The organism is Faecalibacterium hominis (ex Afrizal et al. 2022), assembly GCF_049545105.1.
GTDB lineage: Bacteria > Bacillota > Clostridia > Oscillospirales > Ruminococcaceae > Faecalibacterium > Faecalibacterium duncaniae.
In genome coordinates, this window is record NZ_CP186860.1 from 1,478,825 (window position 1) to 1,495,628 (window position 16,804).

The 16,804-nt window shown below is 52.8% G+C and carries 17 protein-coding genes and 1 pseudogene; 1 reads left to right on the forward strand and 17 read right to left on the reverse strand.

Annotation, left to right across the window (positions count from 1 at the left end; translation table 11 throughout):
* Positions 1 to 15: 15 nt before the first annotated feature.
* The 17 genes and pseudogenes from ACKXGA_RS07125 to ACKXGA_RS07205 form a co-directional block, all read right to left on the reverse strand.
* Entirely contained in the window at positions 16 to 879 is an 864-nt protein-coding gene (locus tag ACKXGA_RS07125) for a VirB6/TrbL-like conjugal transfer protein, CD1112 family (RefSeq protein WP_423730367.1), read from the reverse strand.
* Positions 880 to 982: 103 nt separating this feature from the next.
* A pseudogene (locus tag ACKXGA_RS07130) lies at positions 983 to 1,078 on the reverse strand (Maff2 family mobile element protein); the annotation flags it as partial.
* A gap of 87 nt (positions 1,079 to 1,165) precedes the next feature.
* Positions 1,166 to 2,776, reverse strand: a complete 1,611-nt coding sequence (locus ACKXGA_RS07135) for a recombinase family protein (RefSeq protein WP_002605633.1) — start codon at positions 2,774 to 2,776, stop codon at positions 1,166 to 1,168.
* Between the two features lie 100 nt (positions 2,777 to 2,876).
* On the reverse strand, positions 2,877 to 3,059 hold the full coding sequence (locus tag ACKXGA_RS07140; protein WP_002605634.1) for a transposon-encoded TnpW family protein: 183 nt from the start codon (positions 3,057 to 3,059) through the stop codon (positions 2,877 to 2,879).
* Positions 3,056 to 3,913, reverse strand: a complete 858-nt coding sequence (locus ACKXGA_RS07145; RefSeq protein WP_002605635.1) for an ATP-binding protein — start codon at positions 3,911 to 3,913, stop codon at positions 3,056 to 3,058. Before ACKXGA_RS07145 ends, ACKXGA_RS07140 begins: the two co-directional genes overlap by 4 nt.
* Positions 3,910 to 4,668, reverse strand: coding sequence for a phage replisome organizer N-terminal domain-containing protein (locus ACKXGA_RS07150; protein WP_002605636.1), 759 nt, complete (start codon positions 4,666 to 4,668; stop codon positions 3,910 to 3,912). The genes ACKXGA_RS07145 and ACKXGA_RS07150 overlap by 4 nt, the downstream gene beginning before the upstream one ends.
* The gene (locus ACKXGA_RS07155) at positions 4,658 to 4,849 is read right to left on the reverse strand and encodes a hypothetical protein (RefSeq protein ID WP_006058351.1); all 192 of its coding nucleotides are present in this window, start codon (positions 4,847 to 4,849) and stop codon (positions 4,658 to 4,660) included. The genes ACKXGA_RS07150 and ACKXGA_RS07155 overlap by 11 nt, the downstream gene beginning before the upstream one ends.
* 186 nt (positions 4,850 to 5,035) lie before the next feature.
* Positions 5,036 to 6,658 (reverse strand): relaxase/mobilization nuclease domain-containing protein, encoded by a 1,623-nt coding sequence (locus ACKXGA_RS07160; RefSeq protein ID WP_002602093.1) that lies wholly within the window; start codon positions 6,656 to 6,658, stop codon positions 5,036 to 5,038.
* Complete coding sequence (locus ACKXGA_RS07165) at positions 6,630 to 7,028, reverse strand: plasmid mobilization protein (protein WP_002602094.1); 399 nt, start codon at positions 7,026 to 7,028, stop codon at positions 6,630 to 6,632. Before ACKXGA_RS07165 ends, ACKXGA_RS07160 begins: the two co-directional genes overlap by 29 nt.
* Before the next feature lie 533 nt (positions 7,029 to 7,561).
* On the reverse strand, positions 7,562 to 7,765 hold the full coding sequence (locus ACKXGA_RS07170; RefSeq protein ID WP_002602095.1) for a helix-turn-helix domain-containing protein: 204 nt from the start codon (positions 7,763 to 7,765) through the stop codon (positions 7,562 to 7,564).
* Positions 7,755 to 8,201, reverse strand: a complete 447-nt coding sequence (locus ACKXGA_RS07175) for an RNA polymerase sigma factor (RefSeq protein WP_002602096.1) — start codon at positions 8,199 to 8,201, stop codon at positions 7,755 to 7,757. Before ACKXGA_RS07175 ends, ACKXGA_RS07170 begins: the two co-directional genes overlap by 11 nt.
* Before the next feature lie 205 nt (positions 8,202 to 8,406).
* Positions 8,407 to 9,174, reverse strand: coding sequence for a class I SAM-dependent methyltransferase (locus tag ACKXGA_RS07180; RefSeq protein ID WP_002586626.1), 768 nt, complete (start codon positions 9,172 to 9,174; stop codon positions 8,407 to 8,409).
* Between the two features lie 50 nt (positions 9,175 to 9,224).
* Positions 9,225 to 11,144 carry a tetracycline resistance ribosomal protection protein Tet(W) gene (tet(W), locus tag ACKXGA_RS07185; protein WP_418265575.1) on the reverse strand — a complete coding sequence of 640 codons (1,920 nt, stop codon included), beginning with the start codon at positions 11,142 to 11,144 and terminating at the stop codon, positions 9,225 to 9,227.
* 640 nt (positions 11,145 to 11,784) lie between these two features.
* Positions 11,785 to 11,925: a Maff2 family mobile element protein gene (locus ACKXGA_RS07190; RefSeq protein WP_044960906.1), complete on the reverse strand. Its 141-nt coding sequence runs from the start codon at positions 11,923 to 11,925 to the stop codon at positions 11,785 to 11,787.
* Positions 11,926 to 11,972: 47 nt separating this feature from the next.
* Positions 11,973 to 13,778 (reverse strand): VirD4-like conjugal transfer protein, CD1115 family, encoded by a 1,806-nt coding sequence (locus ACKXGA_RS07195; protein WP_423730368.1) that lies wholly within the window; start codon positions 13,776 to 13,778, stop codon positions 11,973 to 11,975.
* On the reverse strand, positions 13,775 to 14,245 hold the full coding sequence (locus tag ACKXGA_RS07200; RefSeq protein ID WP_156060279.1) for a PcfB family protein: 471 nt from the start codon (positions 14,243 to 14,245) through the stop codon (positions 13,775 to 13,777). The genes ACKXGA_RS07195 and ACKXGA_RS07200 overlap by 4 nt, the downstream gene beginning before the upstream one ends.
* Before the next feature lie 100 nt (positions 14,246 to 14,345).
* Positions 14,346 to 15,260, reverse strand: coding sequence for a DUF6017 domain-containing protein (locus ACKXGA_RS07205; RefSeq protein ID WP_156060277.1), 915 nt, complete (start codon positions 15,258 to 15,260; stop codon positions 14,346 to 14,348).
* A gap of 403 nt (positions 15,261 to 15,663) precedes the next feature.
* Between ACKXGA_RS07205 and ACKXGA_RS07210 the strand changes: the two genes are divergently transcribed.
* Entirely contained in the window at positions 15,664 to 16,803 is a 1,140-nt protein-coding gene (locus ACKXGA_RS07210) for a helix-turn-helix transcriptional regulator (protein WP_242990439.1), read from the forward strand.
* Position 16,804: the final 1 nt, after the last annotated feature.

Sequence of the window (16,804 nt, forward strand, 5' to 3'; positions counted from 1 at the left end):
TCAAACGCTCCTTTCTCAATGGGCACCAAACACGGATTTGCTGATGCTGCCGGTCTTGAACAGGCAGAAGCAGAGCAGCACGGTGTAGCCCATGCAGCCCCAGATGGCCCCGGCAATGTCCGCCGCGCCCGAAATGTTGCGTATCAGCACCGCGTAAATACCCACGACAATCATAATCAGGAACGCTTGGAAACCCAGTGCCAGCAAAGACTTCAAATAGTTCTGCCCGGTGCTGCACCACTCGCTGCTGCCCATGGTCGCCAGCGGGATAGGCCCTAACGCCGTCACTACATAAATTTCAATCATGCGGCCATAGGTCACAAGGAAGATGCAGATGGACAGGATGTTCATGGTCAGGCCCACCACAAGGGTCTGGAACCACAGGCTGAGCAGACTGCCAATGGTCATGCCTTCCAGCTGAAATTCCAGTCCGGGTATCAGGCGGTCAAAGTGGATGGACGTTTCGCCGATGATAACGCCGGAACTTTGGTTGACAACGCTCTGGGTGGCATCGAACACACCCATAACGATATTCCATGTGTTGCTGACAATGAGGATGGCAAAAGCAGACTTGAAAATCCAGCGGAAGAACATGGAGGTGTCAAAGTCGTGCATATTGTTCTTTTCGGTAATCATCTGGATAAGCTCATGGCACATCACAAGGGCAAGGATAGCCGCTGCAATGGGCAGCACCACCGTTTCGGAAAGGTTGCGCAGCATATTGAAGATGCCGCTGTTCCACGCCTGCGGGGTGGAGCCAACGTTGGAAGCGATTTCGCCCACCTTGGCGTTCACGTTATCGAACAGGCCGGAGAGGTTGCCCGTGATGCCATCGATCAAAATGCCTTTTATCCATTTCTCGATGATCTCACTAATCAAGCAAAGATACCTCCTTTCCCGCGCCCTCCCGGTTCGGTGGGAGAGCGCGGAGTAGGATTTTAAGTGTTAGTTGTTCGGAAAATTGTGGGCAGCGATGCAGGGCTTAGCCCAGCAGCCCGGACAGCAGCGGGACAAGGGTCACGCCGATCAGGGCAACGCCGCCGCCCGCGACCAGCTGCTTCACGCCCTGGCTCTTTGCTGATGTGTGATAAAGAAGTAGTAGAAGTGTAAAAAATTTTGCCGTTCCTATCCGGCGTTTGCGCATTGCGCCGGATAGGTCGGGCGGTCATTCGGGCAGGTCTACCTTGCCAACGAAAGAGTAATAAATATCAATGTCCTGTCTGCGTGTGCCGTTCTCGTCATAGCTGCACTCATGCACAACGATTTTCTCCACAAACTCACGCAAAAGGGTAGGGGTAAGTTCTTCAAAGCTGGTGTACTTGCGGACAACATTCATAAACTTTTCTGCGTTTACCGTGGCTTCCTGCGCTTTGGAAAGCTCTGCCCGGATAGCGGCGGCTCTCTCTTTCAGTTCTTTCTGCTCGGCTTCATAGTCTGCCGACAGCTCCGTGAAACGCTCGTCTGAAATGCGCCCGGTCACGCTGTCCTCATACAGCCGCTTGAAGATAGCGGATAACTCGCTGATACGCTTCTCGGCGGCTTCCAGCTCCTTTTTCCTTGCGGCGTTCCTGCGCTTGCCCCCGTCCTCGTTCTGCTCGATCAGCAGCTTCATAAACCGGGCTTCGTGCTTCGCTGCATAGCTGGTGACTTTCCGCAGATTGTCGGTCACTCCGGCGGTCAACAGGTCGGTGCGGATAAAGTGCGCCGTACAGTCACGGGTACGCTTCTTGTAGCTCCCGCAGATATAACAATCCTGCTTGCGGGTGGCGTTCTGGTAACGCTGCTGGTAAAGGACGCTGCCGCAGTCGGCACAAAAGAGTATGCCGGAGAATAAGCCCACTTCATCATAGCGGTTCGGGCGTTTGCGCTGCTTGCGTAACTCCTGCACACGCTCCCACATCTGGGTGTCAATGATAGGCTCATGGTGGTTCTCGAAAATCGCCTGTTTCTCAATGGGGTTCTCTACGCTGTGCTTGGTCTTGTAGGACGGCTTCTCCGTCTTGAAGTTTACCAGACAGCCCGTGTACTCCCTGTTTTCAAGGATATGTACCACGGTATTGGTCGCCCACTTGCACTCATAGCCGGGGTGGTAGCGGCGGGTGCTTCCCGTCCGACGGTATTCCAGCGTTCCCGGCGTGGGGATCTCCTGCTCTGTGAGCATACGGGCTATCTTGGTCGGCCCGTTCCCGGCAAGGCACAAGCTGTAAATCTGCCGCACAACAGGGGCGGCTTCCCCGTCAATGATAAAATTTTCGTCCTCGTCCATAAAGTAGCCGTATACGGGTTTGCTCGTGACGGGCTTCCCGCTCATACCCTTAGACCGTTTTACTGCTTTGATTTTCTTGCTCGTATCTCTCACCAGCCATTCGTTAAAAATGTTCCGCAGAGGGGCAAAATCATTGTCGCCCTGTGCGCTGTCCACTCCGTCATTGATAGCGATAAAGCGGACGCCTTTCTGTGGGAAAATCATTTCCGTATACATTCCCACTTGCAGATAGTTTCGCCCTAACCGTGACATATCCTTGACGATAACGGTGCCGACTTTTCCGGCTTCAATGTCCGCAAGCATGGCTTGAAAACCGGGTCTTTGGAAGTTCGCCCCAGAATAACCGTCATCTGTGTACCATTGCAGATTGGAAAAGCCGTTCTGCTTCGCATAGGTTTCAAGAATACGCTTCTGGTTTGAAATAGAATTGCTCTCACCTTGCAGCTCGTCCTCGTGGGATAATCTCGGATAAAGGGCGGTAATAAGGTTTCGGGTGGTCTGTCTTAACATAGTGTCCTCCATTTCCGACAGCCAGCCCCACTATTCCGTATGACTATCATACCACACGCCGGGGCTGGCTGTACAGTCCTTTCTGCTTCTTTACGTCCCGTCAAATTGCCGATTTTTGTGTAGCAGCTTCCGCTTCCAGCACTTTCAGCATTTTATCGGCGGCGGTGGCGGTGGTGTCCTGCTTGAAATAGCCGGAAACGACAAGGACAGAATTACCTATGCGGATTTCCGTCACGCAATCCGGGCGGCGGGTGCTGCGGTCATTCTTTGGGGTGTTGGTCATAGGCGGCTCTCCTTTCTGTTCATCAGCTTTTTCAGTTGTCCCATTTTCTCCTGCGCCGTGGCTTTTCGGAAGTTGCTCCCGGTAAAGCGGACAGGAGAACACATTTCAATCAGACGGTCATAAATGCGGGCGTGGGCGGTGTCCTCCGGGTGCTGCAAGTCCTCCAGCGTGAGATTAGTCGTGACGATCAGCGGCCTGCCGCTGCGGTAACGGCTGTCAATCACGTTGTAGACCTGCTCTAAGCCGTATTCCGTTCCCCGTTCCATTCCAAAATCGTCAAGGATAAGCAGCGGGAAGCTGCAAAGTCGGGAGATATATTCATTCCTGCCCTCAAAGCTGGCGGCAAGGTCACCCAATATCAATGCAAAGTTTGTCATGCACACGGGGATTTCACGCTCCATAAGGGCATTTGCGATACAGCCCGCAAAATAGCTCTTGCCTGTGCCAACGCCGCCCCATAGCAGATAGCCAATGTTGCGCTCTTTCATGGTTTCCCAGTTCTCCACATAGAAATGGGCGTGTTCCATTTGCGGGCACTTGCCGTTGTCGTTCTCAAACGTCCAGCCCTGCATAGCCGGGTCTGTAAAGCCCCGCCGCTTCAACCGCTCGACAGTTTCAAGGTGACTGCGCTGTTTCTCTGCGGCTTCCCGTTCCTCACGCTCTGCCCGCTGGCAGTCACATTCTGCCGGGTGGCGGTCACGCCCCAGCCATGCGGCGGTTTCTTTGGGGAAATAGCCCTCTTTGGGCTTGTGGCACTTCCCGCAGTATAAAAGCCCGTCCTCGCCGGTGTAGTCCTCCGGCTCCGGCGTGGTGTCGGTCATATTCAAAATCATTTCATCAAATCCATTCGTCATAAGCTCTCGCCCTCCTTACAGGTATAATCGGGTATGCCCTTTTTCGGGGCTTTCTTGGCTGCGTCCTCCTGCGCCCACTTGAAAATCGTGGCTGCATGGCTCTTGTATTTCCTCCCGCTGGAAGCGATATGGCAGGATAGGCGGTCAATGTAATACTCCCACTTGCCGGGAAGCTCTGTTTTCAGCCCGTCAAGCTCCGTATCGGAAAGAATGACATTGTGGTATCTGCCATAGGCGGCGGGGGCGGGGTGTCCCGTTTCTAACTCTCTCTCTTTTTCTATTTCTATATCTATCTCTTTCTCTATCTCTATCTCTGGTGGACAAATGTCCGCTCGATATGGTGGACATTTGTCCGCCCCTGTCTGCGGCAGGGCTTTTTGTTCCTGCAAAGCCAGCCGCGCCCTGCGCTTGCGCTCCCCCTCGGTAGAGGACTGGCCGATTAAAAGCTCAATGTTGCTCATGTAGAGTGCGCCGCTTGGCAAAGGCTCCACAAGCCCCAGCTTCATAAAGATTTTCAAAGCTCTCTCTACGGTACCTACCTGCTGGCGGGTAATGGTCGCAATCATCTGGGCGGTGTAGGGGATATTCTCGTCAAGCTGCAATTTCCCGCCGTTTTTCAGCGATTTCAAGTACAGCTTCAAGAGAATGTTGGAATAGATAACGCCGTCCTGCATACTTTCCAGCAGAACGATTGCATCATCGTCAAAATAGCTCTCTTTCAGCTTGAGGTAGTAATATTTGCGGTTATCTGCCATAGGCTGCGTCCTCCTTTTTCCAGCGTTTGGAATAATAGCGAGGGCATAGTATGATAACCGCCCGGAAGCTCTGTTTGCAGTCACGGGTGCAGCCCCGGCATAGGTCGTTGTAAGTGATACGGTTGCGGTGGTTGAGGAAGAAAGACCATTCCAGCCGCCGCTTCTTGCTCATTCTCGGCAATGGTAAGCTCCTTTCTGCCGTTCCTATCGGTGTAGCGGGATAGGGGGCATTTTCTGTATGTTCTCGGTATCATTTTCGGGCTTTTTCTGCCCTGTAAGCCCCGTTTGGAAGTCGGGGAGTATTGCGGTAAGGGTTCATATCATACCTGTATTTTTGTAGGGTTTCGGTATCATTTCGGGGCGGTCTTTAACGCTCCTGTTCACGCTTTTTCTGCTGGCTCGGTGCGCCCCTTAAAATCTGGTCGATATTGCGTCTGACTGTCTGAAGCTCCTGCGCCCGCTGGCGTTTCTCCCGGTAGTCGTTATATCCGGCGTTCTTCTGGACGGTAAGCTGCTCAATCTCCCTTTGCAGGGCTTTGCTGGCTGGCAGCTTGGTTATTCCATGCTCCCGGAAATAACGGGCGGCTGTGTCCGCTATGATAAAATCGCTTTCGTGCTGTTCCCGGTAGGCTCTCCGGGCTTTCTCCGATTTCTGCGCTTTCAGACCGTCACGGGCGGGCTTCGTGCCGATATAGCCCAAAAGGTTGCGCTGCAATTCCTTTTTCTCCCGGATAGCGGCTTCCAGCCCTTTCAGTCCGGCAAGGCTCTCCTGCGTGGCGGTGTTGGCTGCGGAAATGGCAGCGTCCAGCTCGTCCGGGGAAGAAAAGCCATACTGCTGGTAGAGCATGAGGGTAGCCGACATCTGTTTGAGGTTGTGCATGGTCGCCCACTTCTCATAGCCCCGTCCTTTCCCCTCGGCTCGCTTGGCGGCTATGTCTACCATGCGCTGTACAGCGTCATTGTTCGGGGCGTTTTTCGCTTCTTTTTTCGTCCGTAAGCGGTCTTTGATACTGCCGGGGTATTCCGCTATGGCTGCGGGTTTTTCGGCGGCTCTGGCGGCGTTCTGCTCCAAAACGGAGAGGACAGCAGCCCGGTCAAAATCGTCCCCCAGCTTCCGGGCGGTAATTGGCTTCGTCCTGTCCGGCGTGAGGTAACTTAGCCGCCCCCGGCTCTCCTTGACGGTCACACCATGCCGGAGAAGCAGGGCGGCAAACTCATCAAAGCCGGAAGCAGCGGCAAGGGCTTCCCGGATAGTCCGGCGCAGCTTCGCCTTATCCGTTTCAAACTTGGTCTGCCGGGGCGCGATACCGTCCGCAGCAATAGGGGCGTTGGCTCTGTCAAGGGCAGCCTGTCCTTTCTTCTGCGCCCAATACTCACGCTCGGTAATGCGTTCTTTGCTGCCGTTCAAAAGGTCTATCTGGTAAAGCCCCTCGCTGTGGCACATCTCCATGACTTCGGCTTTCAGATAGTTCATAGCTGCGTCCGTACAGCGGTGCTTGCAGCCTGCTTTCCTGTCCGCTGGCCTGTCCATGTGGGGCAGCATGGGAACCTCCGCAATCCGCAGACTGTTAATGACGATATGCACATGGATATTTTCGGTGTGGCTGTGTCCGTCCGGGTGGGTGCAGACAAGGGCCTGGTGTCCGGGGAAATGCTCGGCGCAGAACTTCTCGCCCAGCTCCTGCGCCCGATCAACGGTCAAGCCGTTGTCCGGGCCGTCCCGTGGGTCAAAGCTGATGATGTAGTGGTGGCTCTTTACGTCCTCCCGTTTCTGGTTCTTGCCGTAGCGGAGATTGGAGCGCATACAGGCAACGGCAAAATCCTCCCCGCCACAATTCAGAGAGGATATGCGGTAGTCTACCCTCGGTATGAGCCGCCCGTCTGCGTCAAGGGTGGGCTTCATGGTAAACTCGTCATGCTCGAATGTGAGGTATTTTTCAGCGTCCCCGTAGTTGGCATTTTTAGAGCTGATATGTTTGAGTATCGCCAACGGCTTCACCTACTTTCTGCAAGACTTCAAACTTCAAGGCGGCAAGGTCGGCGGCGGCTCCCCGCACTTCCTTTTCCAGCCCCCGGTAGGGGCTTCCGTATTCGTTCAGGCTCCGGGCAATCTGGTTTAAGTTGCCGCCGATTTTCCCGTACTCTGCCGTGAGCTTGGAGAGGGCGGCAAGCAGCCCGTCATTGACCGGGGAAACGGTGACAATGGGGCGTATGGTCGCTTTCCGTATGGCTTGCCGGATAAACTCGGACTGGCTGATTTCATAAGCCGCCAGCCGCCCGGTGAAGTCGGCGTATTCTTCATCGGTCATGCGGGTCTTTACCACATGACGGCGGTGGGGCGTATTGTATTTCTTTCGCATGGTCTGTGACCTCCTTTCTCGCCCGACAGGGCGCATAGCAGGGTTTGGGGAAGGCACTCCCCAACAAGATTCCCGCAGGGGCAAAAATAAGCGGAGAGCGAATTTTGGCACCTCGGTAGAATCTTGCTCTGAAAAACTCCGGCGTTCCCCGGCTTCCGTACTTTCCGCTAACAAGACGTTTCAAAAGGGCTTTGCTACCCGCTATTCCGGCTTATCTTGAAAATTTTCCTTTCACTACCTACAACACCACGCAAAGCAAAATGGACGGAGATTTTTAGAATTTCCCCTCTATTCCCTACAACACCACGCAAGCCGGAATAGGCGGACAATGGCAGTATTTTTTTCTTTGATACCCTCTACGGATAAGTAAGGGATTTTGCCAACTGCGGCGGCTATTTTCCCTTTTGTTTTTTCATACTGGGGATTTTCAAAAATGCCAAACAGGAACGAAAAAAAGCAGCAAATCTGTTGAATAGATTTACTGCTTTCTGGTTGCCGGCGAAGCGGCGGTTATTCAGTTGTAGGCGGTAGGGCTATCTCCCAAAGCGGAACTTGAAAATAGCTGTGAGAAGCGTCTGGGTGATGTAGTCCTCTGTATCTTGGTCTACCCGTCCATTCACACGGGCGGCACATTGTATGCGGCGGCGGTAATACTGCAATACAGTTCCCACCGCTTCCGGCTCCCCGCTGGCGGCTTGGACGATTGTTTCATAGGGGAGAAGCCTATTATTTCTCATATGCCATTCCCTCCATTTCCGCTTGGAGCTGCCGTAGGGCTTTTCGGATATGGTAGCCCGCTGTGCTGCGGCTGCGCCCGTACTGTCTGCCAATTTCGTGCTGTGGAATACGCTTGAAAAAGGACAGGTAAATCATTTCCCGCTCCCGTTCGTCCAGCCGTGACAGGGCTTCCGCAAGTAAACCGCTGCTGAAAATGACCGTATCGCCGCAAAGGGTAAGTATGTATTCCTCGTCCGGCTCCGGGGCTTGGAAATATTCATCTGTCGTGCCTAAAGGGTAGTGCTTTTCGTCTGTGAGGTATTCAAGGGATATTTCTCTTTTGTGCTTCCTGCTCCGTGTCCTCGCTGCGTTGATCGTTGCATTTCGGATAACGACTTTGCAAAAGGCATGGAAAGTGTACTCGATATGTTCCCGATATTCTTCTGTACAGGTCATGGAAAATCCCCCTTTCCTCCCAAAAGGGCTGTGGCTGGTTAGTAGTTGCTTTTTATGATAGTAAGGGGCGGCAGCACTTTAGGCTGTCGCTCCTTGATTGCCTACCAGCAAAGACGGGCGGGGCTGTCAACGACGGCGCGAAGCGGCGTTCATTTTATCGTTGACTGGCTCGGCTGGGTTTGCTATTTACCCGACAAACTTGAATTTATTTTAAGCTATCACGTTTTACCTTCTTAAGCCTTACTATCATTACCATAGGAATTTCTTTGTTGGTTTTGAAACATTCTTCATAAAATCCATCAATGACAAATCCAGCTCTAAAACAAAGGTTAAAAATATCTTGTATGGAACGATGATAATAAATCTGCTCTTTCGGTTGCCCTTCAATCGCTATATCATAGTAACTGTGCGGTGTCATATATTTTTCAGTCAACGTGACAAAACAAGGGTGTTGCGTTGCAAAGACAAAAATTCCGCTTTCCTGCAACAGTTCATAAACAGCCATAAGAAGTGGTTCAATGTCCGTAATATCCATAATTGCCATATTAGAAACTGCTTTCGTAAAGGCTCGATTTCTTTTTAATTCTAATATACTTTTTCTATCGGTCGCATCCGCCACACAAAATTCAATTTGTTTTGCATATTGTGATTGCCGTCTTTTAGCCAATTCTATCATTTTTTTGCTGTAATCAAAAGCGACAACCGAAGCACCTCTTTGTGCAAGATACGAAGAATAATTTCCATTGCCACACGCAATATCCAAAATGTAATCCGCAGGATTAGGAGATAGAAGTTCCGTTACTTTGGGGCGCACTACCTCTCTGTGAAATTCATTAGATTCGTCACCCATTGCATTATCCCAAAATTGTGCGTTCTCCTCCCAGATTTTTTTACTTTCCTCTGTTCCCATGTTCTCTCCCACTCCCCAAATTTGCTTTTTTGCTTCCATTAAATCTTCCTTACTATATTCCATTGTTACCCTCCATAACTTCTGATTGTTGCCGTCTTGACGATTATGTATCTTTACATTACCTTCTGAAACATATGGCGCACCTTGTCCAGGCGGCTGTTTGGACGGCGGGGCTGGATGACCGGCTGACCGACAGCGGCCTGATATCCTTTCAGCTCTGTAAGGCATACGCTCCGCCCGTTGGTGTAAAAGGCCAGATCAGTACGGTATGCCTGTATACAGCGGGCGGGAATCTCGCCAGTAAAGACAACTTCATCCTTTTTTACCTGGGCCGTTTCGATGGTGGCACAGTATTTCGGTGCATCATGATAAGCCCTGGAAAGATATTCCCGGGGCGCATAGAGGGTGAAGGAGAGATAAGGTTCCAGCAGTTGCGTCCCTGATTCCTTCAATGCCTGTTCCAATACAATCGGGGCCAATGAGCGGAAGTCCGCCGGCGTGCTGACCGGACTGTAATAAAGCCCGTATTCAAAGCAAATCTTACAGTCCGTTACGTTCCAGCCGAACAAGCCCTGCTCCAGCCCGTAACGGATACCATCCCTGACAGCGTTTTGAAAACTCTGGTTCAAGTATCCCAGCGAAACCCGGCTCTCGTATTGTACACCGGAGCCAAGCGGGAGTGGTGTAACAGACAGTCCGATGGATGCCCAAAACGGGTTGGGCGGCACCTCGATATGGATGGTGTGGCTGGCTGCTTTGAGCGGCCGCTCCATATAAATGACGGTGGGTTCCTTTACCACTGTTTCAAGCTTGTATTTTTCCGACAGCAAAGCGGAAACAACCTCCAACTGCACCCGGCCCAAAAAAGAAAGAATGATCTCATGGGTGATGGAATCCACTTCGCAACGCAAAAGCGGGTCAGTATCCGCAAGTTGCGTAAGAGCGTCCAGCAGCCGTTCTCTTTGCGCTGCCGTTTTCGGCGCAATCGTCGTCCGCAGCATGGGGAGGGGGTCCTCGCGCCACCTTTTACGAGGGAGCCGGGTTTGGTCCCCTAATACATCGTTTAACCTCACGCTGTCGCTGGGAAGGATAACAATTTCACCCTGATAAGCGGTGTCTGTCCGAACAATTTCCCCTTTGGATGGAATACGCATCTCTGTGATTTTCAGCTTTTCTCTCCCGGCCAGGGCCACCGTATCCCGCAGGCGCAGCGTTCCGCTGTATAACCGTAGATAGACACGCCGCTGGCCGCAATCGGTGTACTCAACCTTGAAAACGCTGCCGCATAGGGCGGCGCCCCCCTGTTCCCCAATCGGTTGGAACAGCCCTGTCACCGCATCCATCAACGGTTGAATGCCAAGGCCATTTTTGGCGCTGCCATGATAGACTGGGAACAGGGAGGCGTCTTGAACCCGCTGCTGTTCCTCCCGCGCAAGTTTTTCCCGGCTGATTGGTTCTCCTGCGATATACTTTTCCAATAATTCATCGTTATTTTCGATGACCGCATCCCATGCTTCTATGTCGGTATTTTCCTCCAGGACTATTTCCGGGGACAGCGACACCGTCTGCTTGATGATAATATCGGCGGAGAGCTTATCCCGAACAGACTGAACCACGCTCTGCAAATCAACGCCAGCCTGGTCGATCTTGTTGATAAAGATAACGGTGGGAATGTTCATTTTCCGCAGGGCATGGAACAGAATACGGGTCTGGGCCTGCACGCCATCTTTAGCGGAGATCACCAAGATGGCCCCATCTAAAACAGCCAAAGAGCGGTACACCTCCGCCAAAAAATCCATGTGGCCGGGCGTATCCACAATGTTAACTTTACATCTGTGCCACTGGAAGGAAGTGACTGCCGCTTGAATGGTAATCCCACGCTGCCGCTCCAAAAACATGGTGTCCGTCCTCGTTGTCCCTTTTTCGACGCTCCCCGGTTCTGAAATGGCTCCGCTGGCATATAGCAGGCTCTCCGTCAAGGTCGTCTTTCCAGCGTCTACATGGGCAAGAATTCCAATATTGATTATTTTCATGTGATTGTCCTCCCTTTACAGCCCCAAAGGGCATAAAAATCCCCAGCAGTAAAATACTTTTACCACTGGGGATTATAAGTTGCGGACATACACATATACAGCATACACCTGTTTGTGATTGCTGTTTTTGGGGATATGTCAAAATTGATAAGGCAAAAGTATTCTTAAATTGGGTACAAAAAACTAAGCCCCTACAAAAGGAGCTATCATAATCCTTTGTTCCCACTATTTGATTATAGTTTTATTTAAGAATACCTTGCCGCATATTTTTTACTCCTTTTCTGGATTAAATCATTGTATCACATCAGTTTTAGGAAAGCAAGTACCTAAAAGAAATTTTTCTTCCCCTTATATGTAACAATCATACCGGCTTCCTAGCGTTCAGAATGTTTTCTGCTGTCTGCTGTGGTGTTTGGTTGGAATTGTCCAACCAAAAGCCGATCCGTGGTGTTGTCTGCATTTTACTAAATACAAATTCAATGTATACAGAAAGATATAAGGAGTGGGAGGGATTCCGCCGTAGTTGGCATTGTAGGAAAATCCAAAAGTTTAGATTTTCCCACAATGCTTATCTTTTGGTCTTTGGTTCGGAATAGTGTAGTGCTGGCGGTCTATCTCTTGTTTTCGGTTGCTTGCTTCCTTACCGTACATGAGCATTGCTGCCGGGGTTATCCTGTCCATAACCCTCCAACAGGTTGATGCCGCCCCAGACACACAGGGCACCGCCCAGACCGACCACGATGGTCTGCAAAGTATCGACTGCACTGTTGAAAAATTCCATAAGGTCCTCACTTTCTGCCGCTTATTCTGCGACACTCAAAATAAAAATTATTCGGCTGCATCTTCATCCGACAGGTCGATTTCGTACAGGTCAAAACTTTCGTCCTGTGCGACTACCTGCTGCCGTTTCCGGCGTAGAGTGGATAAGAACCTGTCCACATCAAAGGTATTCTTTTTGTCCGCGTCCGCAAGGTATTTGTAGTGCGGGTGCTTGGTGATGTCGAACTTCTCCGAGAAGAACGGCCTCACACCCCGCAGCTGCAAAATACATCTGCCGCCGTCCATGATTGCGATTTCGTCCTCTGACATCAACGCCTTTCCTAGTTTTTGATAGTTCAGTCCGTGGGAGGTTTGAGAGCCCCGGTTTTCGCTGGTGTTGAAACTGTCGATAGTCTCTTTCCCCAGCGCATCGGAGATCTCTTTGGCATTTTTGCCCCGCCCACTCAAAAAGAGAACAGAATCGCAGTTGTCCGAAATGATTTCGGCGGCATCCTTGTAGATGGCTTTCAGCTGCGACTGGCTCTGCAAAATGATGGATGCCGAGATTTCCCGGCTGCGGATGGTGGCGATCAGCTTGTCGAAGTTGGGAATCTGCCCGATGTTGGCGAACTCGTCCAGAATCAGCCGTACATGGACAGGCAGCCGACCACCGTATTTATCATCCGCACGGTCACACAGCAGGTTGATAAGCTGGCTTTGGAGCATAGCGAGAATGAAGTTGAACGTAGTGTCTGTGTCGCTCATAATCAAAAACAGCACGGTCTTTTCATCCCCGATGGTGTCCAGTTCCATTTCATCGTCCTCCATCAGCTCCCGCACTTCCCGGATGTCAAATGGGGCTAAACGGGCACCACAGCTTATCAGGATGGAGGAACGGGTCTTGCCCGCCGACAGCAAAAACTTTTTGTACTGCCGGACGGCGAAGTGGTCCGGGTCTTTCTGTTCCAGCCGCTCAAACATGAGGTCCACAGGGCTTTGAAAGTCCGGGTCATCTTCACGGGCTTCACTGGCATTTATCATTTCCAGCAGGGTGGTGAAGTTCATTTCTTCTGCCGGGGCCTCGTACCAGATGTAGCCAATCAGAGCCGTGTAGAACAGCCGTTCCGACTTCACCCAAAAATCTTCTGCCGATTTTTCACCCTCGCCCTTGGTGTTAGCGATAAGGGTATTCACCAGCTTCAGCACGTCCTTTTCCGAGTGGATGTAGACAAAGGGGTTGTACTTCATGGACTTGGAAAAGTTTATCGTGTTCAGGATTTTCACCCGGTAGCCTGCCCGCTGGAACATTTGGCCCGTTTCCAGAACCAGAGTCCCTTTCGGGTCTGTGACCACGAATGAGGTGGGATAGTCGGAAGTGGGAAAGCATTGCATGAGGTTGGGCTTCACATAGAAGCGGGTTTTGCCGCTGCCGGAGCCGCCGATCACCAGCACATTCTTGTTCCGGGCCGTCTTGGGGTCTTTGGGCCGCCCGGTCATGGTCAGGCGTTCGGTCTGGGTCAGCAGGATGTTGTTTTCAAACTTGGGGTCGATGTAGGGGGCAATGTCTTTGGCGGTGCCCCATCGGGCAGAGCCGTATTCTTCACCCTTGCGGTATTTCTTGGCGTTCTTGCCCTTGCTGTACACGATGAGCCGGACAGCCACCGCCCCGGCAACGCCCACGCACAGGTCAAACGGATGCAGGCTGGGTAGCGGGTTTGCAAAGGTGGCGGAGATGCCGCTCGTTAGGTGCAGCAGCTTGGCCGAAGCATCCGCGCCCGCAGCCAGACGGTACGCCTGCCCGCATTTGGCGAACAGGTACACGAACAGCAGATACGGCAGATTCAGCAACAGCAGCTTTTTCAGTTCAGGCTTCATCGCTCTAACCCCCTTTGCTTGATTTTTTCCTTCGCACGTTTCGACTGCTGGGCGGCTTTCTGCTTGGCTGCGGTCAGCACCTTGCGGATGGAGGGCCGCTGCTCCTTGGAGAGCGTTTTGGCTGTGAACTCCCGGAACGCCTGTTCCAGATTGTCCGTATCCTTGGCCTTGAAGATCACGATGTAGTGGGGCGGCTGGGTGGTCTTGTCCTTGCGTAAGGTGAAGTCCACGCCGTACTTCTTGGCGCAGGGTTTGAACGCCCCGATGTTCGCCTCCGTGACTTCAATGTTGGTCAGGGATGCACCGTGGGCTTTCAGTTGTTTCAGGCTTTGCTTGCCGTGATGCAGCGTTGGCTCCTTGGCCCGGTGCTGTAAATATTTTTTCAGCGCGGTTTGCAGAGCTTGTGCGGTGAGTTTGCCTGTTTTCATGGACAGGGCAATGGTTTTCTGGGTGATTTCTTCCTGCAATATGAATCCCTCCTTGTTGCAGAAAATTCAGGGCGGCAGCTAGGGTGGAACCACCAGCCGCCGCAGATAAAGGGCTCTCATGAGTGGACGCTCCTTTCGGTCAGGTGTTGGGCGGACGGCCCCAATCGGGCTGTGCCATATCGTGCGCCACAAGGGACGCATAGTAGCTGTTGATGGTGCTGGGCGCGTTAAAAAGCATGGCCCGCAGGTATTGCTTGATGTTGCGGACTTTGGTAGTGTTGTCCCGCAGGCAGTCCATGACGAACTCAATGTGATGGCTGTCCAGCTTCAGGAATTTCGCCTTGACCAGCTCTGCCGGGTAATCGTCCCCAGCCACCCGGATGGATTTGCGGTTGGTGCAGACCGTTTCCAGCAGGATGTCCACGATCTCGTCCAACTGTTCCCGGTCTATCCGGGGATTCTGAGTGAGGGTGTCATACTCGATATTCTCTAAAATCAGGTCCCGGTAGATTTGATAGGCCGCTTCCTTTCGGCTTCCCGTTCGTTCCGGCGGCGATGCCGCTGCCTCGCCCTCGTCCAAAGGCAAGGGGTTTGGGGAATGGATAGGAATGGAATCGGTATTTAATCCCTCTTTCTTTTGTTTTTCTGTAATTAGTTTATCTTTATTTAATTGCATTGGATTTTCCAACGTAGGGTTTTCCTGCGTGGAATTCTCCAACGTTGGATTTTCCAATGTAGGTGAAACTGATGCAGGAACAGGCTGCGGCAGCTCGAAGATCACATAATCTGCGCCGCGCAGCCGCCCTTTCTCGTCCCGTTCTCTGGAACGCTGGATGTATCCTGCCTGTTCCAGTTCCCGGATGGCCTGCCGTATCGCGTCAATGCTTTCCCGGTTGATACGGGCCAGCCCTTGCAGGGTGTAGTCCCAATCTTCCGGCAGGGAGAGCATTTGGGAGAGTAAGCCCTTGGCTTTCAGGGACAAGGCCCGGTTCCGCAGGTGGTGGTTTGACATGACCGTGTAGCCGCTGTTCTTTTCTACCCGAAATACTGCCATTTCACGGATGCCTCCTTTCGTTGTAAACAAAAAAGCAGCGTTCATTTGCTCCCGGTGATGGGAGAAGTGAACGCTGCGCGTACTTGATAATTTTTAGGTTGTATGGTATATAAAAGGCAACTATATTTCAAACACGGCTGCCCATCGGGGTGCGATACAAGCAAGTTGCTATCCGATGACCTCAAAAACAAATTGTACTACGATGGTTTTTGAAAAGTTCTGTATCGCTACTCGCACCAGACAAGAAAGATCCGAACCGTTTCTCGAAAGAGAAGGGTTCGGATCTTTTGTTTGCTGACCTTTGGCGCGGCGCTGTTCCTGTTTGCCAGCCTGCACAACACCAAAAAGGACACCACCCGCAGCCTGCGCCGGACCAGCTGCTCCGGTGCCTTTGTGCTGCTGGATGCCACCGTCAACACCCGCATGGAGGGGGGCCGGGTACTCCCGCGCCGGGCTCTATGTGCAGAAAGGCGGTGCCGACACCCCCACCGTGCCCCTGCTGCCCCACCGCAAATGGCGCATGGAATTCCAGACCGACCAGTTCCCGGACTACGACCGCTGGATGACCCCCAGCAGCACCCCGCTGTACCAGGCTTATACGCTGACGGAGCGGTTCAGCCTCCCCGGCACCTCGGAAGAGGAGGTGCAGTTGTTTTTGCTGCCCCTGCGGGGCCGCGACGGCACCATGTACGGGCTGTGCGGCTTTGAGATCAGCCAGAGCTTTTTCAAGCAGAACTTTGCCCAGCCCACCGGCTTTGACCACCTGATCTGCCTGTTTGCCCCGGCAGACAGCGGGCTGAACGCCAGTGCCGCCCTCAGCAGCGGCACCACCGGCGGCTACTTCCACGCCCCCCGGGAAATGCTGGTGCTGCGCAGCATGGGCAGCAGCCTGACCCAATTGATCAGCTCCGACAGCGCCTATGCAGGCATCTCGGAGCTTTGCCGCCTGAGCGAGAACCAGTCCTACCGGCTGGCCGTCTGCATCCCCATGACGGACTACCGCAGGCTGATCTTTTCCGGCAATCTGCAAATGCTGCTGATCGGCCTGTTCATCCTCTTTTTTGTGGTGTTCTGCTGCATGTACTTCCACCAGCACATCCTCTCGCCTGCGTTCCGGCAGTTTGAGGAGGACCGGCGGGAGTCCCGGCGGCGGATGGACGAGCTGCAGATGGAGCGCCAGCAGATGCAGACAGAGCTTTCCCGGCTGGCGGACGTGTGCCGCAACGAATCCGTCCCCGATGCCTTCCAGACCTTTCTGGAGGGCATCCCCAACCTGACAAAGACCGAGCGCCGCATCTTTGACGGCTATGTGGCCGGGCTGCGCTCCCGGGAGATCGTGGAGCAGCTGGACATCAAGGACAGCACCCTGCGCTTCCACAACAAGAACATCTACGAAAAGCTGGGGGTCAGCTCCCTCAAGCAGCTGCAGCAGTTTGCCGCGATCCTGAATTCCGGCGGCAACAGCGCCCCCGCGCCCCAGCTTTCGCTGAAAAGATGCAAAAAGAGCCGCCGCACCTCACATGAAATGAACCCCAAAAGTTAGA